The organism is Mesorhizobium sp. 131-3-5, from assembly GCF_016756575.1.
Lineage (GTDB): Bacteria > Pseudomonadota > Alphaproteobacteria > Rhizobiales > Rhizobiaceae > Mesorhizobium > Mesorhizobium jarvisii.
Genome location: NZ_AP023254.1, coordinates 3,975,024 through 3,994,798, shown reverse-complemented (window position 1 = coordinate 3,994,798; position 19,775 = coordinate 3,975,024). Strand labels below are relative to the sequence as shown.

At 59.7% G+C, this 19,775-nt stretch carries 19 protein-coding genes and 1 pseudogene; 6 read left to right on the top strand and 14 right to left on the bottom strand.

The annotated features are described in order from the left end of the window. Positions 1-54: 54 nt before the first annotated feature. From JG747_RS19475 to JG747_RS19465, 3 genes are all read right to left on the bottom strand, one after another. Positions 55-351 (bottom strand): DUF982 domain-containing protein, encoded by a 297-nt coding sequence (locus tag JG747_RS19475; RefSeq protein ID WP_038647195.1) that lies wholly within the window; start codon positions 349-351, stop codon positions 55-57. A gap of 184 nt (positions 352-535) precedes the next feature. Further along, positions 536-811, bottom strand: coding sequence for a hypothetical protein (locus JG747_RS19470; RefSeq protein WP_051726818.1), 276 nt, complete (start codon positions 809-811; stop codon positions 536-538). A gap of 74 nt (positions 812-885) precedes the next feature. Beyond that, positions 886-1,224 carry a hypothetical protein gene (locus JG747_RS19465; RefSeq protein ID WP_038647197.1) on the bottom strand — a complete coding sequence of 113 codons (339 nt, stop codon included), beginning with the start codon at positions 1,222-1,224 and terminating at the stop codon, positions 886-888. 276 nt (positions 1,225-1,500) lie between these two features. Between JG747_RS19465 and map the strand changes: the two genes are divergently transcribed. The 3 genes from map to JG747_RS19450 all read left to right on the top strand — a co-directional run bounded on the left by map (position 1,501) and on the right by JG747_RS19450 (position 4,444). Further along, positions 1,501-2,328: a type I methionyl aminopeptidase gene (gene map, locus JG747_RS19460; RefSeq protein WP_202359846.1), complete on the top strand. Its 828-nt coding sequence runs from the start codon at positions 1,501-1,503 to the stop codon at positions 2,326-2,328. 55 nt (positions 2,329-2,383) lie between these two features. Then, a complete protein-coding gene (locus JG747_RS19455) occupies positions 2,384-3,043 on the top strand; it encodes a JAB domain-containing protein (RefSeq protein ID WP_019858487.1) in 660 nt (219 codons plus the stop codon). A 147-nt stretch (positions 3,044-3,190) separates the two neighbouring features. Beyond that, complete coding sequence (locus JG747_RS19450) at positions 3,191-4,444, top strand: tyrosine-type recombinase/integrase (protein ID WP_202359845.1); 1,254 nt, start codon at positions 3,191-3,193, stop codon at positions 4,442-4,444. A gap of 335 nt (positions 4,445-4,779) precedes the next feature. Here the strand turns inward: JG747_RS19450 and JG747_RS19445 are convergent, their stop codons facing one another. Then, positions 4,780-6,240 (bottom strand): winged helix-turn-helix domain-containing tetratricopeptide repeat protein, encoded by a 1,461-nt coding sequence (locus JG747_RS19445; RefSeq protein ID WP_202359844.1) that lies wholly within the window; start codon positions 6,238-6,240, stop codon positions 4,780-4,782. Positions 6,241-7,007: 767 nt separating this feature from the next. Here JG747_RS19445 and JG747_RS19440 point away from each other — a divergent pair. Beyond that, a complete protein-coding gene (locus JG747_RS19440; protein WP_202359843.1) occupies positions 7,008-7,700 on the top strand; it encodes a class I SAM-dependent methyltransferase in 693 nt (230 codons plus the stop codon). Positions 7,701-7,830: 130 nt separating this feature from the next. On the opposite strand, the gene JG747_RS19435 is transcribed toward JG747_RS19440, so the two are convergent. From JG747_RS19435 to traA, 3 genes are all read right to left on the bottom strand, one after another. After that, entirely contained in the window at positions 7,831-9,480 is a 1,650-nt protein-coding gene (locus JG747_RS19435; RefSeq protein WP_202359842.1) for an alpha/beta hydrolase, read from the bottom strand. A 571-nt stretch (positions 9,481-10,051) separates the two neighbouring features. Continuing rightward, entirely contained in the window at positions 10,052-10,267 is a 216-nt protein-coding gene (locus tag JG747_RS19430; protein ID WP_202359841.1) for a helix-turn-helix transcriptional regulator, read from the bottom strand. Between the two features lie 128 nt (positions 10,268-10,395). After that, positions 10,396-13,443, bottom strand: coding sequence for a Ti-type conjugative transfer relaxase TraA (traA, locus tag JG747_RS19425; RefSeq protein WP_202359840.1), 3,048 nt, complete (start codon positions 13,441-13,443; stop codon positions 10,396-10,398). A gap of 172 nt (positions 13,444-13,615) precedes the next feature. Here traA and JG747_RS19420 point away from each other — a divergent pair, with 172 nt between their 5' ends. Beyond that, a complete protein-coding gene (locus tag JG747_RS19420) occupies positions 13,616-13,942 on the top strand; it encodes a conjugal transfer protein TraD (RefSeq protein ID WP_202359839.1) in 327 nt (108 codons plus the stop codon). 1 nt (position 13,943) lies between these two features. Then, a complete protein-coding gene (locus tag JG747_RS19415; protein WP_019858500.1) occupies positions 13,944-14,168 on the top strand; it encodes a conjugal transfer protein TraD in 225 nt (74 codons plus the stop codon). A gap of 25 nt (positions 14,169-14,193) precedes the next feature. Here the strand turns inward: JG747_RS19415 and JG747_RS19410 are convergent, their stop codons facing one another. From JG747_RS19410 to JG747_RS37045, 7 genes and pseudogenes are all read right to left on the bottom strand, one after another. Further along, entirely contained in the window at positions 14,194-14,640 is a 447-nt protein-coding gene (locus tag JG747_RS19410) for a hypothetical protein (protein WP_202359838.1), read from the bottom strand. Between the two features lie 17 nt (positions 14,641-14,657). After that, on the bottom strand, positions 14,658-15,230 hold the full coding sequence (locus JG747_RS19405) for a hypothetical protein (RefSeq protein WP_202359837.1): 573 nt from the start codon (positions 15,228-15,230) through the stop codon (positions 14,658-14,660). Positions 15,231-16,669: 1,439 nt separating this feature from the next. Beyond that, positions 16,670-16,948, bottom strand: a complete 279-nt coding sequence (locus JG747_RS37850; RefSeq protein ID WP_244748451.1) for a hypothetical protein — start codon at positions 16,946-16,948, stop codon at positions 16,670-16,672. 24 nt (positions 16,949-16,972) lie between these two features. Further along, positions 16,973-17,203: pseudogene (locus JG747_RS37845) on the bottom strand (TadE/TadG family type IV pilus assembly protein); the annotation flags it as partial. Further along, positions 17,193-17,633, bottom strand: coding sequence for a TadE/TadG family type IV pilus assembly protein (locus tag JG747_RS19395; RefSeq protein WP_199643412.1), 441 nt, complete (start codon positions 17,631-17,633; stop codon positions 17,193-17,195). The pseudogene JG747_RS37845 and the gene JG747_RS19395, both read right to left, overlap by 11 nt. A 6-nt stretch (positions 17,634-17,639) precedes the next feature. Further along, entirely contained in the window at positions 17,640-18,869 is a 1,230-nt protein-coding gene (locus JG747_RS19390) for a pilus assembly protein TadG-related protein (protein WP_202359835.1), read from the bottom strand. 147 nt (positions 18,870-19,016) lie between these two features. Beyond that, the gene (locus JG747_RS37045; protein ID WP_244748151.1) at positions 19,017-19,208 is read right to left on the bottom strand and encodes a hypothetical protein; all 192 of its coding nucleotides are present in this window, start codon (positions 19,206-19,208) and stop codon (positions 19,017-19,019) included. Positions 19,209-19,775 lie beyond the last annotated feature (567 nt).

Sequence of the window (19,775 nt, the reverse complement as noted above, 5' to 3'; positions counted from 1 at the left end):
AGCCAACTTGGTCGAGAAAACGGAGTTGGTCGATCGGAACAGGCGAAGCACCCCTCAGGCCCGCAGCAGACTTGCCTCGCCGCCACGCTTGCGCGGCGCCATCATGTCGCTGGCCATCAGTCCGGTGACACGGCAGAACGCCATGAACGCCCGGCAGGCATCCTCTGTCTTGACCACGTCCACCGTGGCGCCGAAGCAGGCATTGAAGGCTTTCTGATACACCGGTCCCTGCCGGCGCGCCGGCCAGTCCTGGAGGAAATCCAGCGCCTGCTCGACGCTGTAAATCTCCTCGACGGGCAAGCCGGGGCCTTGCGCAATGCGCACCGGCACCTCGAATTGCAATCTATCCATCCGCAATCTCCCGAACTGGCGTCGCCCAGGCAACGCCGTTCGTCGTCAAAAGTTGCTTTGCCCGCTCAGTGCCACGCAAATGTGTCGTGACTGCGGAAACGGCCGTTTTTTGCTTGCAGACAGGCCGAGGAAAGTCCTGCCGGGCACCAGCCGGTCCGGCAGAACTTTCCACTCGACGGCGCCGCTATTGATTGGCCGGGTCGGTCTCTGCATCGAAAGCCATGCGCACCACCGTCAAGAGAGCATAGGCCGACGGCAAGGCGAACAGGGCACCAAGGATGAGCGCCCCGGTTCCTGACAGATAGAGCGTCTCGGCGACCGCCCAATAGACGGTTCCGATACAAATGAAGGCCTGAACGGACAGAAAGGAAGCAGCCGAGGCCGCACGTGTCAGGCTTTTGAATGTCTTGATACGTTGTTGCATTGCAATGATCCGGAAATGGCGCGCCACGCCACCCATGCGCGGCTGAAGGCCGCCGCACGGGTCGCGACGCGAATGGCTTGGAATGGAATGAACGTGCGGTCCTGGACCGCTCAAGCCTGCGTGGAGGGCGGCGCACGCGGCTGATTGGTGCTCGCGCAGAGCGCGGACACCATGCCGGATCCGGCAACGGGTGCGGCCGGGGAAATCCGGTCCAAATAAAGGAAAACAGCTTGCGGAGCCGGCAAGGTCGGATGGAAGCCGGCGAACTTGGCCAGCACCGGCCGGGCTGTGCGAACCTCCAGCGCCTGCGCCTTGTTGGTGACACGCAGCAGCGCCGCGACCTCGCCCGACCGTTCCAGGCCAACGCTGGCGCCGGTCTGGGCCGGGTCCGCGAAAGTGGGAACATCGGGCCTGCCGAGGCACAGCATCGTCAGCAGCACCAAGCCCATCAGACATGACCAGGCTGCCGTCAGCGAGGCTTCAAGCGATCTGGCACGCTTGGGTAATGGTCGCGATCTCCAAAACATATATCCGCCCTAGCGCAGGATGGCCGGAAAGGAAAGCAACCGTGCAAAACCGATAGAAATTGCACCAACGAGACGAATATCCCGCCGGCCAAGGCCGCATCAGCCAGTTCTTCCTTGAACCTTTTGCCCTCAAGTGCCAAATCTGGCGGGATATTCACGCCAGCACTCCTGCAGCGCCCACCTTTCTATACGGACAAAATGGTCACCTATCTCGACGCCGCCACGGCCCCTCTCAGAAACACCGGCCAGATCCGCCTCTATGGCGAGGAGGGTTTTGCCGGCATGCGCAAGGCATGTGACCTCACCGCCCGTTGCCTGGACGCGCTGGTGCCGATGGTCGCGCCCGGCGTCACCACGGACGCCATCGACCGTTTCGTCTTCGAGTTCGGCATGGATCACGGCGCGCTGCCGGCGACGCTCAACTATCGCGGCTACACGAAATCGTCCTGCACCTCGATCAACCACGTCGTCTGTCACGGCATTCCCGACAACAAGCCGCTGAAGGATGGCGACATCGTCAACATCGACGTCACCTACATTCTCGATGGCTGGCATGGTGATTCCTCGCGCATGTATCCGGTCGGCACCATCAAGCGCGCGGCCGAACGCCTGCTCGAGGTCACCCATGAATGCCTGATGCGCGGGATCGCCGCCGTCAGGCCGGGTGCCCGCACCGGCGCCATCGGCGCCGCCATCCAGACTTTTGCCGAGGCGGAGCGCTGCTCGGTGGTGCGAGACTTCTGCGGCCATGGCGTCGGCCAGCTCTTCCACGACGCCCCCAACATCCTGCACTATGGCAGCGCCAATGAAGGCGTCGAGATGCGGCCCGGCATGATCTTCACCATCGAGCCAATGATCAATCTCGGCCGGCCGCATGTGAAGGTGCTGTCGGATGGCTGGACGGCGGTGACGCGGGACCGTTCGCTGTCGGCACAGTATGAGCACACGATCGGTGTGACCGACACGGGCTGCGAGATTTTCACGATCTCGCCCAACAACCTCGACCGGCCCGGCCTGCCGGCCTGATATTTAATACGTCGGGCGGCCGCCTTGCCCGACTGATTGGCTGGATGCGGGGCTGATGGGGAAGGCCAGCGACGACGACGAGCGGAGTTTCTTCTCCGAAGTGCCGGTTCGGCCCGCCGCGACGGCGAAGCCCGCTCCAGCTGAAAAGCCTGGATATCTTGGCCACCGCGACCGTTTGCGCGAGCGCTTTGCCTCGGCGGGTCCAGACGCCTTGCCCGATTATGAACTTCTGGAGCTCTTGCTCTTCCGGCTGATCCCGCGCGCCGACACCAAACCGGCCGCCAAGGCATTGCTGGCGCGCTTCGGCACGCTGGCCGAAGTGCTTGGCGCGCCCGTCAACCTGCTTCAGGAGGTCAAGGGCATCGGCCCGGCGGTGGCGTTCGACCTGAAGGTTGTCGCTGCGACGGCGCAACGCATGGCGCATGGCGAAGTGCATGGCCGCGAAGTCCTTTCGTCCTGGACGCAGCTTCTCGCCTATTGCCGCTCGGCCATGGCCTTCGAGGCGCGCGAGCAGTTCCGTATCCTATTCCTCGACAAGAAGAACGCATTGATCGCCGACGAGGTGCAGCAGACCGGCACAGTCGACCACACGCCCGTCTATCCCAGGGAAGTGGTCAAGCGCGCGCTCGAACTGTCGGCCACCGCGATCATCCTAGTGCACAACCATCCCACTCGCCTCATTTTGATCACGCACAATCACGCTTTAGCACATTGATACATATCGCTTTTTCGACTTGTCGCAGAGTCGGATATCGTGGCATATTGGGGTCGGTTTTAGGGGGATCGAAGGCCCGTTTGGACCCAACCACAGACCCCTACTACCCGTCAGCCGATCCCACTCGAAAGCCTACGGGAGACCCCAGTGCCAAGCCTTACCGATGGAGAGATTCGCCGCGCTTTGAAGCAGGTCGAGGAGACCGGAAAGCAGCAGAACCTTGTCGATGGCGAGGGTCACGGAACAGGCCGCCTCGTTCTCGTGATAAAGCCAATGCCGACCCGCGTAACGGCGGACTGGATGGCCCAGCAATGGCGAGACCAAAAGCGCCTCAAAAAAAAGTTCGGCTCGTATCCGTCAATGGGCCTCAGCCAGGCTCGCGGGATTTTCAGACGCGATTTCGCCGACATGATCCAGAAGGGACGCAGCATCAAGATTGCAGGCGACACGCGACCCGGCACGGTCGCCGATCTGTTTGAGGCTTACGTTGCGTCGCTCAAGGCAGATGGAAAACCGTCCTGGAAGGAGGCCGAAAAGGGGTTGAACAAGATCGCCGATTCGCTCGGTCGCAACCGCCCTGCCCGTGACATCGAGCCCGATGAGATCAGGGACATCATTCGACCGATCTATCAGCGAGGCAAACGGTCCATGGCCGATCATGTTCGCAGCTATATTCGATCGGCCTACAGTTGGGGGCTGAAATCCGAGCACGACTATCGCTCGACCTCTGTCCGTCGCTTTCGTCTCATCTACAATCCGGCTGCTGGTATTCCGACAGAACCAAAAAACGTTGGAACGCGTTGGTTGGACGAAGAGGAATTTGTCCGTCTCTATCGCTGGCTCGAATATCCCGATGCGCCGGTACATCCCCCTTACACGCGTGCAGTAAGAATTCTTATGCTGACCGGCCAACGCGTCGAGGAGATTGCTCGGCTACACGTCGATCAATGGGATGCCGCTGAGTGCATCATCGACTGGTCCAAGACCAAGAATGGAAAGCCTCACGCCATCCCCGTGCCCAAGATTGCGGCCGAGCTTATCGGGTCGATCAAGCCGAATGAATTTGGTTGGTTTTTCCCATCCGCAACCGACCCGTCCAAGCCTGTCAGTCATGGAACGCTCTATTCATTCATGTGGCGACAGCGCGATCGCAAGGTCATTCCCGTCGTGACAAACCGCGATCTCCGGCGAACCTGGAAGACGCTTGCCGGCAAGGCAGGTCTCTCGAAAGAGATCCGAGACCGATTGCAGAACCACACTCTGCAGGACGTCAGTTCCAAGAGCTACGATCGCTGGAATTACATGCCGGAAAAGCGTGCTGCCATGGCCCGGTGGGACAAGTTTGTCCGCGAACTCGTGACGAAGAAGAAGCGTAAAGTCGCCCTTAAGGAAGCTGCATGAGCTAGCGACTGCTTTTTTGGCGTTTGAGACGGGACAGGGCCGACTTGATTTCTAAAATTCAGCCGGTTTTGGAAGAACGGATGTTTCCGCGAACGATTTCGCAGTTTGGCGTATATGTTCCGCAGCCTGTTCCGCCTCGACTGAGTCTACGAGTTGGGCTGCTTGCTGTAGATGCCTCGTTATATCAGCGCGAGTGGTGAAGCGGTCCAACTCGCACGGCTGCAAATCGCCCGCGACAGCTTTCAGATCGCGCAATACGGAAGCGATGTGTGGCCAAGGGAAATCGGTCGGATCTCTTCCCACATCGAGGGAGGGCAACCGATGGTGTCGGCCATTCAGCTGAGCCCCGCAATGTGCAATCCCTCGATGTAGAGGGCCCGGTGCTCTAGCCGCACCATCGGGTAGTATTTCTCCACCCAATCCAAAGACAGAGATGGCTGAAGCCGTTTCGCTTCGCTGAGAGCACGAACCGCCGTGGCCTGATCGCCGAACACGCCGGCAGACGCAGCGAGGGTGCGCCAGGCGGTTCCGAAATGGGGACGGAGCCTCACAGCCCGGCTCTCGAGCCGAACGGCCTCGGCGAAATCTCCAATGACGAAATGGCACATGCCCTTTATGGACAGGTTCGCCGCTTGGGTGAAGTCGCGGGGACTCAGCCTCTCCGCGATCGCTATATGGTGCAGACCGTCTCTAGGAAGGCCCCCATACCCGTAGGTCGATCCGAGGATGGTGTGAGCGATTGCAAGGCTGGGGTTCAGGCTGATTGCCTCGCTTAAGGCTTCGACTGCCTGATCAAAACGGCGCGCCACCATATAGGAAAAGCCGGCTGCAAAGTGCGTCCAGGGATCTATCGGATCACGCTGGATTGCACGTTCGGCCATTTCTTGGGCAGCGGCAAGGTTGGCCGTCGTATCCACAATTCCAAGCAGCGCTCGAGCCGTGCGCATGCAGGCGAGCAGGCTATTGGCACGGGGGTAATCAGGCTCGATCTCAGTGGCGTGCATAAGCAACGCCTCTGCGGCATCGATGTCGGCCGCCGGCCCCCACGTCCAAACATGAGGCATGGCCCTCATGACAAAGCCCCAGGCGTCGAGATTAGCGGGCGAGTGGCTCTGAAATCGGTCATATTCCGCTGCATACAATCTCGGCTCGATTGCCCCGATGACACTGTCTGCGATTTGGTCCTGGAGAGCGAGAAAATCGGAGCTCTCAACATCGTAGCGCTCGGCCCACACCTGATGCCCACTCGACGTGTCGCTCACTTCGGCGCCAATTCTCAGACGTTGCCCGGAGCGGCGAACGCTTCCATCGAGCACGTAGCGGACGCCGAGTTCTCGTCCTACCTGCTTGACGTCAACAGCCTTGCCCCTATAGCTGAAAGAAGAGTTGCGAGCGGGTACAAACAGCCAGCGCAACCGCCCAAGCCGCGTTATAATGTCCTCAGCCAGCCCGTCGGCAAAGTACTGTTGCTCTGCATCCTCGCTGAGATTTGTGAAGGGTAGCACCGCGATCGATGGCCCCGGCTCCGAAGATGCGGCTGCCACTGCAGGCTGATCGAGTTTTTCGACGGTGCCGGTGAACCGATAGCCGACGCGAGCGACTGTCGCGATCCAGTCCGTGCCGTCGGACATCGAACCCAACAATCTTCTCAGCGAAGCGATTTGAACCGACAGATTGCTCTCCTCGACCGCGATACCCGGCCAGGCAGCGTCGATCAATTCGGTCTTGGTGAGAACTTGCCCGGCCCTGTCTGTTAACTTCGCGAGAAGGAGCAGCGCCCGGTAACCGACCGGCACGGGAACTCCGCTTCGAAGAAGCGTACCGCTTTCCGAGTTCAGAACAAACGACCCAAAGGCAACGCGCGGCCCAAACATGTGAGGACCTTAAGTCTTTTCGGGACATTTCGGAACTTTTCCGAACGCCTTGGGGACATTTGAAACTCCCAGACACAAGGTACCTCCACGTTGATAGCGAGGAACCGAGAATGTCGTCGATCACACACGAACGGGCACCTGTCATTGCAGCACCAGATTTCCGTGAAACATGCGGGTTCGCAAAGCGAGGAAGACAAGAGGATTTTCGTCTGGCTTTGGATCGCTACCTGGCTGACTACGTCGAGTATCATAGAATAGTCCGGCTTCAATCCGGCCCAGATGTTTCCGGGTTCGCGAGAAGACATTTGCTTAATTTCATACAGCTACTAAGAGCGCTTTTTAACGGCGCCGGCTGGGGTACCTCTGCAGTGCTGCGCCCAGCGAGAAGGGCTATCGAGCCGCTCCATCAATCGCGTCCATTGGAGCGAATATCTTCCCACAAGCATTAGGTGGTATCTTTTCGCCTCGTCGTTATCGACCCCTTGAGATCCTGACGCCGCGTGTCGTGTCTTCTGGAGTCAAAGCAGGACGACACAGGTTGACGGCCCCTCGCAAAAGCCGGATATTACTTAAGCTGTGGCTAATATAATGGCTCGCTCCGAGCCAGCCCAGGCGCGAAACGGGTGACGTTCGAATCGGAAAGCACCGAGTTTTTTCAGTAAGCGAAATGCTCGCCTCGAGGAGGAGCCATGAAGTCCGACCAAGAGTTATTCGAGAAGGGTCTTGCAACATACCAGAAAGTTGTCGCGGCGAACTATATGGCCCATTGGGAGGTCTATGAAGCGCTGCGCCAAGTTCTTCTCGATGAGGCTTCCGACGGCTTCGTCTTTGCCGATCTGGCCTGCGGCACAGCCCCCGGCTCAGCAGCCGCACTGGCCGGCAGCAACGTCGCACGCTATATCGGCATCGACATATCCCAACCGTCGCTCAATGCAGCCAAGGAAGCGCTTGCCCCACTCACCTGCCCGGTCGAACTGCGTTGCGGAGATTTCGTTACTGCAATCGATTCCTGGGAGGGGCCGCTCGACGTTGTATGGATTGGTCAGTCCCTCCACCATCTTCTTGCGCCGGACAAGCGGAATTTCATGCGCAAAATCCGCGACCTGTTGCCCAGAGATGGTCTTTTTCTGATATGGGAGCCCACGCGCCTCGAGAGCGAGGATCGAGAGGGATGGCTGGAGCGATTTCATAAGATAAGGCCCGAGTGGGCGACGGTCTCGGACGAGGAGTTCGCCGCCTTTGAGACCCACTGCCGCGCATCCGATTATGCCGAGACGGCCGCGACTTGGATCGGCATGGGCCGCGAGGCTGGTTTCAGAACTGCGGACGAATTGATGATAGTGCCGAACAGACTGGCACGCGTCTACCGGTTCCGTCACTAGGGCCGTGAACTCATAAGTCCGGAATGAACTGAGACGAGTGAGACAATGGCCTGTCGGTTTCTTGCGACGGTAAAGATGCCTAGATCGTCCATTTCTACAAGCAGGAAAAAGACAAGCCAGCCTTGCAGCCTTAGCTGGCCTTCGTCGGAAACTTCACGGCGAGATAGTGTTGAATTGCGTCGACTAGACGGTCCGAATCGGCGCCCCAGATCAGGTGGTCATCTCCCGGAAGCTCAATGATCGTGGCGCCAGCAATGCGCTCGGACAGGTAAAGCGCTTCTTCGACCTTGACCCATCGATCGCCTTTCCTGTGGAGTATCAGAGTAGGCACGTGAATCGCGTGGAGGATGTTACGGACATCGACTTCGGCGCCCCAACGCCATAATGCGATCGCGTCGGAAGGAGACGCCGAACTCCTCAGATAGGCTGCGAACCACTGTTGCTCGCGCGTATCGTTCGCCAAGCTCGGCGCTCCTCTTCCCAAATCCCAAGGCTCTCCCCACTTGCGTTCGATCTCGGCCAGTTCTTCTTCCATGTCCTCCCTAGTCTTTGCCCAAGGATAATCGGGTGACCACAGTCCCTGGGCATAAGCACCGTGAAGAATGAGTGCCTGGGTTCGCTCGGGATAGGTCGCCGCAAAAAGCATGCAAAGGACGCCGCCTTCGGAACTGCCGAACAAGACCGCCCGTCGCGATCCGATTGCATCGAGTACCGCCCGTACATCGTCCGCCCGCTCTTGCAGCGTTGGAAAGCCCACGTTGCGATCAGAAAGCCCAGTGCCTCTCTTGTCGATGCGGACCAGCCGACAAAATGACCCCAGCCGGCGCAGCACGTGCGCCAGCCGCGGGGATTCCCAAGCATAGTCGAGGTTGGAAACCCAGCCCTGTACGTAGACGAGGTCGAACGGCCCCCCACCGGTTACCTGATAGGCAACGCTGACCCCGCCCGACTTTACATAGTGCGTTTCTGGGCGCAGGGAGGCTGGCACCGGACTATCGACAAGGCCTGCCGCGGGTTCCAACAACGTTGTTGAATTCGCTTTGGACGTTACCGAGCGGCTAGCACGGAGCCTGTCGTTCAGCTCACGCGTCTCCTTCTCCGGTTCCACCTGGAGGTGCTTGCGAAGGACCTCGCGGCATTGGGCATACTGCTTCAGTGCCATGTTCAATCGGCCTTGGCGGGCATAGATTTGCATGAGGCCTCGGTGAATGTCTTCCCTGAGTGGATCCGACCCGATTAGGCGCCTCGCTGCCTCGACATAAGCGGCCAGATTGTTCTCAACCGAGTAGTGATGCAGAAGCTTTTCCAGAACGCCGATCCAAATCGTCCTCAATCTCTCTCGTTCCACCCTCAGCCAGTCGTTGAACGGTTCTTCCTTCAGGGCGAAGCCATCGAGCAAGTCACCGCGATAGACAACAACGGCTTGTTCAAGCTGCTCGTGGTCTGCACCTGACGCTAGGCGCTCGAACCGTGCCACATCGATCTCAAGATCGTCGAGCTTGAGGGTGACATTGTCGCCGTCTGCCAAGAGGCGTCGGTCGTCGACCGATGGCAACGCCTTCCTGATCGCCGACAGGGCCTGTCTAAGGCTCATCCGCGCCTGCGGCTCCCCAGTATCGCCCCATAGAAGCGCGGCGAGTTTCTCGCGCGAATGGGACTGTCCAGGATTGAGGGCTAGATAAGTCACCAGACCACGCGCTTTGCGGCTCAGCGCTGCATTGGCAAACCCGCCTCCAGCAAGAGTGAAGCCGCCGAATAACAGAAGTTGTGTTTGCGCCACCGTTCGCAAGCCATGTTGGACACTCGATTGTTCCCCGGACCTGCTGCGACTTCAACTGCAATCTGTCTGGACAGGCGCTTTTCACGAACCAATCACAGTTCTTCGTACGCATCCCTCACGGCCATAGGAGAGGCTCTCAAATCAACTCTTTGTAAGGGAAACGCTATGCTTGGCCCCAGCCTTTCCGATTGGCCCATTCGATCCGGGAGATCGTCAACGGTAGAACAGCCCCCCGGTGACATTCGGCTATCCCGTTATGAGCTTGCACTGACATGCTACCTGGAACAACAAGAAGCCCATCGCGCAGCGATCATGGCATCTCGACAACATGCGCAGACACGTCTGGGCACCCTGGTCCTCCTGCGTCTATCGAGGGTCGGCCGCTTCTTGAAACGGAAAATCATCGCGGCGCAATAGGCCTATGACCCTTCGGACCGTCCGGTGTGAGTTGCGCGACCGCGTTGCGCTGCGTCCGTGGCAAAGCAGACAGTCCGCTTGCGGCCCTTCCCAGTCATTGAACCTGCCCCAGAGAAAAGTGTTCAACATAGAGCAACGTGCCACTCCATCGCCACTAGTCGCTGTTTTTTCGTGATGCGCTGGTGTGCCATGAGACTGGATCGTCAATCCATCGATTGACATCGGATTCCCGCCAGCCGGCCCCGTTGACACTGATCTTGATCTGGGCCGGGAACGTGCCTTCGGCGATCTTGCGATAGATGGTTGAACGGGACAGGCCAGTCCTGGCAAGGACGGTTTTGAGGCGCACGATACGATCCGGCTCGGACATAGCCTACCTGCACCTCACTGGTTCTCGCTGATGTCTGCTGGGACAGACAGGACGAACCCATGCGGTAGGCAATCAGGTTTGTCGCCTCAGCCGGCTGCGGAGTGGAAACGGCGGCAAATCGGAGGGTGTCAGAGCCCAATACCCCGCCCCTTAGCGATGCCATGGCTGAAGGCGAGTTCAGCGCCCAGGCGACGACCCGAATCCACGTTGATGCCAAGCTCGCGTTTGCGGTTTGCCAGGAGGGATTCCAGTTGCGGATCGCGTTCAAGGCTCTTGGCCATTTCGGACATGGCCAAGCGCGTTGACTTGTAGCCGGACATGTCGCCGGCCTGATATTGCTCCTGTCCCGTACGGTCGAGCCTTTGCCAACGTTCGACGAAACGGTCGGCACGGCGGCCGGGATCGATGTCCATCCCGGTGCGGATTTCCGTTTCAAGCTGGAGAGCAAGCACGACGCGGCTGACGCGGCCGGAGCTCGCTTCACGAACCAGCTCGGGATTTTTCACATAAGCCGCTTCGGCATCGCGCCAACCATGAGGCCGAACCTTCTCAAAAGCGTTGCGCGCATCTCTCAATTCGCCCATCTGCTCGGGAGTCCCCTGCCCGTCCGCATTTCCGGTACTTAGGATCGCGTCGAGCGCACGCGCGTGACGCACAAGCGCTTGCGTACGAGCGCCGCGCAACGCAGCTTCCGGATCCAGCGGTGCTTCCGTGTTGCGCTGTACACCCGGCCCTGGCTTCTCCCTTTCCGGCGCGGCAGCGCCATCTCCGATCCGCACCCCAACAATCTCCCTTCCCGGCCCAGGTCCACGTTCGTGCCTGGGCTCGTCGTCTCCGGGAGAGCGCAACCCGTCCAGCAATCCGCCGATCCTGTCGCGCAGCTTCTCCGGAACGATCCGGCGCACGATCTCGACCACGCGCTCGCGGAACGTGATGCCGCGCCGCTCGGCATAGTGTTGCGCCGGGTCGACCTGCTCATAATCCGACGCCATGTCCTTGGCGCGGTCCCGTGACAGCGAGCGGACGAGCCGCTCGCGCGTCGTGAAGTCATCGCTGCCGTAATGCAGCTCCATCCCGTCTCGATGCCGCGACAGTGCGACGTAGCTGCCATGCGCATCCATGCCCGGCGTCGCCAGCACATGGGTCCGGTCGACGGTCATGCCCTGCGCCTTGTGAATGGTCGCCGCATAGCCGTGGTCGATGTGTGCGTAGTCTTTCAGGTCGAAGCGAACTGACCTGTCGTCATCGGTGCACACGGTCATGCTTTGTTTGCTGACTTCCTCCACCATGCCAAGCGTGCCGTTCTTGACGCCGAGCGACCGCTCGTTGCGCAAGAACATGACCCGGTCGCCGCTGGCGAAGGCCCTTGCACCGCGTTCGACATTCACGTGAACCTCGTCGCCGAGATCTCCAGCAGCGCGCATGCGCTCGCGCGCTGCCTGGTTTAGGGCGCGCACCTCGTCGTTTGTGTGGGTGAGGATGATCCGGCTCGCCTCTGGATGAGCCAGCCTGTCGCGATCCCAGTGCTCGACGAGTTCACCTCGTGCTTCGTCGCGCGTTGCAGCCTGATGCACCATGCCTCGTGCGTCGTAGGTGCTGATCGCGGCGCCGATCCTGCCGGTTGCCAGATCGCGCGTGGCATCGCGCTGCCAGTCCTCACGCTGCCGGCGCACCTGGCCGATCTCGACGCCGCCATGACGCTCGTGAATCGAGCGGAATGCAGCGCCGGCCTCGATTGCCTGCAACTGCTGCGGGTCGCCGACGAGGACGACTTTTGCGCCAGCGTCCGCCGCATGGGAGAGCACGCGCTCCAACTGGCGCGTGCCGACCATGCCAGCCTCATCGATCACCAGGACATCGCGCGCAGTGAGCAGATCCCTGCCCTGTCCCCAGCCATGCTCCATACTGGCGATGGTGCGTGACGGGGTGCCTGAACCGCCTTCCAGATTCTCGGCGGCAATGCCGGACAGTGCCGCGCCTCGAACCTCGTAACCCGCCGCTGCCCATGCCTGGCGCGCAACGCCCAGCAGAGCGCTCTTGCCCGTTCCAGCATAGCCGATAACGACACCCAGACCGCGACCATCGGTGATGTGCGCAAGCGCATCGCTTTGTTCGCCTGACAGAACAAGCCCACGTTGCGCTGCGCGCGCCAGCGCTGCCTCGCGATGTGCATTACTCACCGCGTGTCGCTCGTCCAAATCCATACGCTCCGCAGCGCGGTGAAGGCGCTGTTCGGTGTCGATCATCTGCCTTGTGGTGAAACGGTCTTCGCCGCGTCCGTCCTTGCCGAGCTCGACCAGATCGGGTGCGTTGCTGATGGCTGCCACGACCGCGTTGAACTGCTCCATTCCCTCGCTGTGTCGATGCGAGAACTTCGCGATGTCTTTTCGGGTGAAGGTCGACTGCTGATGCGTGATGGCATCGAGCGCCACGGATGGATCGGCAATGATGCGCGCACCATTGTTGCGCGCGATCTCGCGATGCAGTTCGGCGCGATCTGCTTCAATGTCGCCAGCAGCAAGGCCGCTGCCCTCAATACGTTGAGCCGGTGCACCAATCTGGGTCTGCGGCTCCAGGGCAATGCCCTGCGCTTCGAGACTGCGATGGTCTATGCGGGCGTCGATGTCGAGTTCGGCAAGGCGCGCATTGGCCAGCTCCGCCCACCGCTCGCGCCAGCGCTCGACCAGCTCCGTCTGGTTCCAGTCGCGCACTTTCGGGCCAAAGCCATTCTCGTCCACGGATCGCATGGTCAGCATGACATGAGCATGCGGCTTGGGACTGCCATCTTCTGCCCGGTCCCAGTGCACATTGAGATCGGCGACCATGCCCTTGCTGACAAACTCGACTTGTACAAAGTCGCGCGCCAACTCGATGCCTTGCGCCTGGCTGAGCTCACGCGGCAGCGCAAACTCGACCTCGCGGGCGAGTTGGGCATCCTTGCGTATCTCGAAGGCCTCGACATCGTTCCACAGCCGTTCGCGGTCGCGCCAAGCCTCCGGTGCATCCTCCGGCAGCATCACCTCGGAATGAACGACACCGCGCTTTGCGGAGAAGTCATGGCTGCGCTCGATGCGCTCGTCGCGTAGCCGCGACGCTGAACGGTAGGCCGCCGACGCAACAGCGCTGCTCCCAGCCTTGCGGCCAATCACTTTGACATGAAGATGATAGATCGCCATCGCGACAGGATCATTTGCACGTCAAAGCGCACGTCGGCACGACGTATAAGCGCGCCCTCCCTCGAAAAATTCTCGGGATGGACCAGCCCGTCCCGGGCTGTCTCGGCAACCCTGAAGCCTTCAGGCGGACGCTCAACTATCATCGAGAGATCGACAATCAATGGAGACAGTCATGCGCAAACCGCGGGACTTCGACGCCGAACTGAAGGCGCTGGAAGACAAAGCGCGAGAGCTCAAAACGCGAAAGGTGCAGCAGCTTGGCGAACTGGTGATCGCTACTGGCGCCGATCAGCTCAGCACCGACGAACTGGCCGGTGCACTGGTCGCAATCACGGAGACGAACGACACCTCAAAGCGTGAAGCATGGGCCAAGCGTGGGGCGATGTTTTTCGAGAGCCGGTCCCGGCGAACTGCTCCGGCATCTCAGCGCAACCCTCGCAGCTCTCCAGCGCAACAAGGCAGCTCACAATCGCCGGCAAGCGGCACAGGCTCGCAATGACATGCGCACGTGGCAGGTCGAACGCCGCAAGCGCACCCGACATCTGATCGAACTCGGCGGGCTCGTCGTCAAGGCAGGCATTGTTGAGCTCACCAATGACGATCGCGCTACCATCTACGGCGCGATGCTCTGGATCGCAGCTAAGCTGCAGAGCCATGAAGGCGAGCAAGCACAACGATTATGGACTGCGGAGGGAAGGCAGGCGTTCGATGCGGAAATGCCCTAGCGGAACGCTGAATGGAGCGTCGACGTCAATTGTCTGCGAGAAATACGGATAAATGGAAGACCACGAATCTCGACCGAATTTCAAGATGACGTTGCGAGATGCTCAACGCCGCTGCCTTCCCGCCCCGCCAGTTTGACGATTTCGGCGAATCTGCCCTCGTCGACCTATCCGGCCATGCAGACTCCGTCGGTATGCCATCTAGGCCGCGACATCTCCTCAAATTCAGGTCCTGCAGCCGCTCGGCCAGCCTGCGATTGGAACCGAGATAGGCGTCTTCAAACTGTCTTACGACATAGGGCGGGAACCCGAACGGCGGCCCTGGCAGATGTCGTTGAAGAGCCAAAAGCGCTTCTGACATCGGCGGCAGACCTCGCTCGTTGAGCATTCTCGCAACCTCGGTCATTTCGGCGTTAAGGCTCCGGTTGGTATGAATTTCCTGCACCTGATCGATCGTGTCGATGCTAATGCCCAACCTCATCTTGAACGCACTCAGCAGCGAACGGGGCTGTAGTTTATCATCCGCATGTCTGCATCGGGGAATGCGCCGGCCCAGCTTTCGTAGAGACAATTCCAGTCAAGATAGGAAAAATATGCGGCACCGGTTACAATATCGCTGCGACCGAGCGATTTGACATCCTGAGCATAGCCGCTAGCTGCCAGGATGTCCTGCCGCCTCAGGACACAAACGATCATGACAACGTCCACACCCTCTTTCTTGAAATAATCAGCTACGTGCGGCGGATTGCAGATATGAAAGAATTCTGACGATTCGACGCCCCCGCCTAATTGACTTATCCCTACGCAAGCCGGCTCTGCGTTTGGTGAAGACTTGCCTGAGGAGATGATTTGCAATGGCCCGCACCAAAGGCTCATGAAAGCAAGCGAGAGATGCCGGCTTTCGTAGACAGGGCAATTAGGGCTGGCTGCGATATCTGCGCCATCGGCGATAAGGGCTACGTGCTCGGTGACGTCGAGAAGATGGTAGCGGCAGCGGATGATCTCGTACGCATTGGCGAAGAGTTTGGCGATCGCGATTTCTGGCTGCCCGAGATCGTTGCCCACCTGAAATCGCGTGGCCGACACATCGATCCGGAATCGCCAATCGAGACATGGTACGGCCACTGCGGGAATCAGAAGCTACAGTAGCGAGATCGGCTTCCGCGATCACGCCATTATCTCACCAATCTACCCTGTTAGTTCTGCGTTGCGGACTTGTCGATCCGCCAGGCCGGCACCAAATCGGGGTTAGACTCTCCAACCGAGTAGGTGTCGGCCAACCAACGGTCTACAATGTGATGCTTTAGCGCATCTTCGGCTTTGGCGTGATCTCCTCAACCCGCACTTTGTCGCCGATCTTCTGGCCGTATCGAGCGCCTTCTGTTTGTCCTTGGTGGTCAGCACAGTCATCGAGGCTTCTCGAAGACGCTGACAACGTAGGTTGTGGGCGACTTTGTCGGCCAACATCGTTACCCGGAGTTTGAAGATCGGCGCTCCAATAGAAATGGCCCGGCACGCGTCAAAAGTCGGGTGGACATTGGCATGCCGGGCCATTTGCGGGTGAGCTTGGATCAGGGTTCCTGCCCCGCAATGTCTAGATTATAAAGCATATTAGTGATTGCTCAACTGAGACTGAAGTCCCTGCCGGCCGCTGGAGGTGCACACCCCATTCCAACGAAGAACGGCGCTTCGTCCCCCGGTGATAATGCTTTCGCGTGTCCGTTTGGAGAGATTCTCTCCCAGCTGTCCTTCATTCGCAGGGTTCGTTCAGACTAGCGGATCGCTAATAGCCTTCTTAGCCGGCAGCCGGCATATTTTCCGAGCTGACGGCGAGGCCCGGTGTCCCCTCTGCGCGGAGGGTGCCGGGCCGCCTGCGATGTGCCGCACATCTTGGCCGTGTTAGTCAGGAACGCGTGTAAGGATTGCTGGGCACCGTATGCGGCCATCCGCCAGCGGATCGTGAAGGCCCGCCAGCCAATTTCCGGCCGCGCGCTTGTCGTAGTTCATGATCAAGCTGCCTCCGGCGGGCCGGGCAGCGGCGCCATATTTCCATCCAACTATGGAGTGCGGCGGACCTGATGGTTTCATCTAACCGCCGCACTGTAAGCCGGTGGCCAGGTCAACCGGCCCTAAAGGCCAGTTGTTATAATCCAAGGGTTGGTGTCATATCCCAACCGTGGCTTTTCCGGCTTTGCTCCGTCCGGAAATTTGGCTGTTCCGGTCAAGCTGCAGTCAAGCGCTGGCCTCGGCTTCTTGCTCGAATGTTTGGTAGAGCATAGGGCCATAGCATCACCGACCGCCACCTTCTTCTCCTTGGCAAAGGCGACACCAGTCGCAGCGATCGCGAGTGCCGCGCAAACTATAACCACTCTCATCGTCCTTCCCCACGGTTGCGCATCCCCAAGATGCCGGGAAGTGACGTAACGTCACTTTTTATATTAGCGCAAGCGAATATTGATGGCCTTTTTCACGACAGAAGTCGCGGGTGCCTGGCCCGACTCGTCTTAGCTGCCGACCAACAGCGGCACGGTAACGGTGGTGGCGTAGTTGATCGGAAAGGTGTCGAGGTAAGGAAAATCGACGACGAAGGCATAGGTGGCGGTCAGATGGGCCATGCGGAAACCGCCGCTCACCGGGTCGATGGCGATCGTCACGTTGACATCCTTCAAACCCAAGGCCTGCAATTTCTGCGTGGCGATCGATTGGATGTCGGCCTGGGTCAGCGTGTTCTGAAGCTGCAGCGAGCGCGACGATGTCTCCAGCGTATAGCGAACGCTGGACACCGAATGCATCGACCAGCCCAACGCGAAGATCCCGAACAGCAATATGATAAGGAACGGCGCGATCAGCGCGAACTCCAGTCCGGCCCCGGCTGATCGATCCCGCCTAAAGGCGCTTGCCCCAGCGCAATTCCAGGAAAAATGTGAAACCGTTTTCCCGGGAAAAGCGCGCGGCGCTTTCCCCAAGGAATCGCGGCAAAACAAAGAGCCGGGGCACTTCGCCGTTTCCGCGAAACGGTGAGCCCTCCTAGCGAACACGGATCACCTCCAGATGGCCGATGACGCTGGAAGCGGAAAAGACGCCGAAGGTGAAAGGCGGCGTCCAGGTGGCCGATGCCTGGATCTGAACATAGACCGACGGCACCTTTGGCCCGCTGCACAGAGTGGAGGCGTCGACCACGGTCGTCCCGCACATATAGATCCGGCTTAGCGTGACCTGGCCGTCCGCCGGCCGTTTCTCCCAGCTCGAAATGGCAACGGCCTGCGTCGCCGTATCATTGGTCGATCCTTCCATGATCAGGTTCGCGGCGGTCTTCACGCCGGCGCGCATCGACAGCGAGCTCGTCACATAGGACCAGCCGTCGATGATACCAAGCAGCGCCGCGCACAGGAACGGCAGGACCATCGCGAACTCGACTGCCGCAACGCCCGCATCGTCGCCAAGGATCGGCTTTGATCGGCGTTCCACGGAAGGCTACTCGACCAGCGCGACGGACTGCGTCGCCGGAATGTCGCGCATTCCCAGGCTCGTGCAATCCTGACTGATGGTTGAGTTACCCGACCATTGGATCAGGTCGGCAACAACCTGGGTGCACCCGCTCTTGCCGGAGAAATTGCCGAGATAATTGACCTGCTGCTTGGGGAAATAGAGCGCGCCCGTCAGCAGCGAATCCGCCGTGCCGTTGAAAGTGCTCTGTCCGCCGGTGCTCGTTCTGTCGCCATACATGAGCACGCCGGAATAGGTGCCCGAAGTCGGCGCGCTCAGGGACACGGTGGCGTTGCCATTCATCGAGACACGTGAGCCGCCGGCGAGGTAGATGGTGACGCCGTCACCGGAGACGTTGGCATTCGCATTCACTTTGAAATCGCCGCTCTGGATGACATAGACGCCAGGCTGCAACGTGACGGTGCCGCTGAGGCTGAGCCCACTGCAGTAGGTGCCGGGCTTCAACGTCGACTTGTTGGCGTTCTGGCAGGGGTTCGAGGCGGCAGGGGCCGGCAGGTCGGCAAATGGATCGGCGGCAGGCAGCGCCTGGGTTATCGGGGCCGCGCAGACGGTCGTAACGGGATTGCTGAGAGCAACACCGCCCCCCGATATCAGGCAATCGGCCTGCAGGCCCGCCGAGCCCTGGAGCTTGATGGCGTCCGATGCGATCGAATTGGCCATGACCGAGCAACCGATGAGCTTGACGCTGGTGTTGCCGGAAAACAGCGCCGCCTGCGAAGCGGATGGATCGAGCGCGAGCACGCAAGCCTTCGAAGCGTCGGTGATGAGGGCCACCGCCCTCGCCTGCTCGGGCACCTGGCCTTGCGTGAAGATCGAGGTGAAAATCCGGTCGACGTTCTGAGCGACGATGACCTCGACTGCTTTCTTCGCCGTGTTCGGCCCAGACACCGGCGGCGTGTTGACGACGATTGTGCCCGAGCCCAGCCCGTTCGTAGCGGCCGACTGTGTCGCGGCCGCCACGATCGTAGGCTTGTCGGAACCTGATATCTGTTCGAGCGCGCCAGCGTAAGCAGCGGCATCGGCCGTCGCCTGCAGCTTCAGGCTGTTGTAGTACCAGTAGGAGGTCTCCACGCCGAAGCCGGCCGCGCCTACGACGATCGGCAAGCTGAGGGCGAAAATGATGGCAACATTTGCACTTGTAGCCCGGCATATACCGGTCGCCATGAGGCGAAATCGGGTGAAGCAAATGAGGGACATAGCGAAAATTAGAAAACACGCACATATCAATAAACGGCTAAGAAATTCGTTTCATTTTTGACCTCTGGTCGATTGTATCCCTTGTCGCGGGCGCCATTAAAAAAGCCGGCGTCTACCAGCCCGTGCGCGCCATATGCTGGCCTCGGCTTATCGCGCCAAATCCGACCCGACGATGCGGCGGGTATAGGCGATCTCGACAGCAGCCACCGCCTCGCCCTTGGTGTCGGCCCGGCCTTGTGCACCGCCGTCGAAGCACGTCCAGGACCAGCTGCCCGCTGACGGTCCGTGCTGCTCCTTCATGATACGGCCGATGCCCTGCTCCTGAAAGCTTTCCCTCAAAGTCGAAATGCACGGTTTTTCCCGCGATGACGGTCCGTCCCCAGGATAACCGGACACGAGCGCCCCTGGCATCGACGAAGGTGAAGGCCTCGGCCTTGCTGGCGAATGTATCGATCGCGTGGTTGTTCTCGACGACTTGCCAGCCTCGCTGGTAAAGGAAGATGGAAAATTGGCTCGTGATGGGCGATATGGTTGCGCAGCGTCAACAAATCATCACAAATCGCCCGCGCATCATGAGCTTCGATTTTAGGATCCGTGCGCAAAGACCTTTAGCCGGTTATATCGCCACTTGTAATGGCTCTCATAGTTTGCTGACAATTGCGAGACCCAGAGCCCGCAGACAAATCACCCACTATAACCGCTGTTGGCACAGGATTGATGCCCCTATCTCTTTCCTGTCTTAAGGTGGTTTCACTTAGTCGCCTTTTGTCGTCTCGATGCCTTTGGGAGGGGCGGGCAAATGAATTCAGTTATCGCGTTAGCCACTCTTGGCCTAGCAGGGTGTGCTTCGGCCGAAACCATCCAAACATCGAAAAACACAGCTGTAGTTCAGTCATCGGCTGCGCC

What these genes read in the sequence shown, in the direction of transcription:
- JG747_RS19475 (WP_038647195.1), bottom strand. Translation starts at nt 351, where the DNA reads ATGGATAGATTGCAATTCGAGGTGCCGGTGCGCATTGCGCAAGGCCCC.
- JG747_RS19470 (WP_051726818.1), bottom strand. Translation starts at nt 811, where the DNA reads ATGGGTGGCGTGGCGCGCCATTTCCGGATCATTGCAATGCAACAACGT.
- JG747_RS19465 (WP_038647197.1), bottom strand. Translation starts at nt 1,224, where the DNA reads ATGGGCTTGGTGCTGCTGACGATGCTGTGCCTCGGCAGGCCCGATGTT.
- map (WP_202359846.1), top strand. Translation starts at nt 1,501, where the DNA reads ATGGTCACCTATCTCGACGCCGCCACGGCCCCTCTCAGAAACACCGGC.
- JG747_RS19455 (WP_019858487.1), top strand. Translation starts at nt 2,384, where the DNA reads ATGGGGAAGGCCAGCGACGACGACGAGCGGAGTTTCTTCTCCGAAGTG.
- JG747_RS19440 (WP_202359843.1), top strand. Translation starts at nt 7,008, where the DNA reads ATGAAGTCCGACCAAGAGTTATTCGAGAAGGGTCTTGCAACATACCAG.
- JG747_RS19430 (WP_202359841.1), bottom strand. Translation starts at nt 10,267, where the DNA reads ATGTCCGAGCCGGATCGTATCGTGCGCCTCAAAACCGTCCTTGCCAGG.
- traA (WP_202359840.1), bottom strand. Translation starts at nt 13,443, where the DNA reads ATGGCGATCTATCATCTTCATGTCAAAGTGATTGGCCGCAAGGCTGGG.
- JG747_RS19420 (WP_202359839.1), top strand. Translation starts at nt 13,616, where the DNA reads ATGCGCAAACCGCGGGACTTCGACGCCGAACTGAAGGCGCTGGAAGAC.
- JG747_RS19415 (WP_019858500.1), top strand. Translation starts at nt 13,944, where the DNA reads ATGCGCACGTGGCAGGTCGAACGCCGCAAGCGCACCCGACATCTGATC.
- JG747_RS19390 (WP_202359835.1), bottom strand. Translation starts at nt 18,869, where the DNA reads ATGTCCCTCATTTGCTTCACCCGATTTCGCCTCATGGCGACCGGTATA.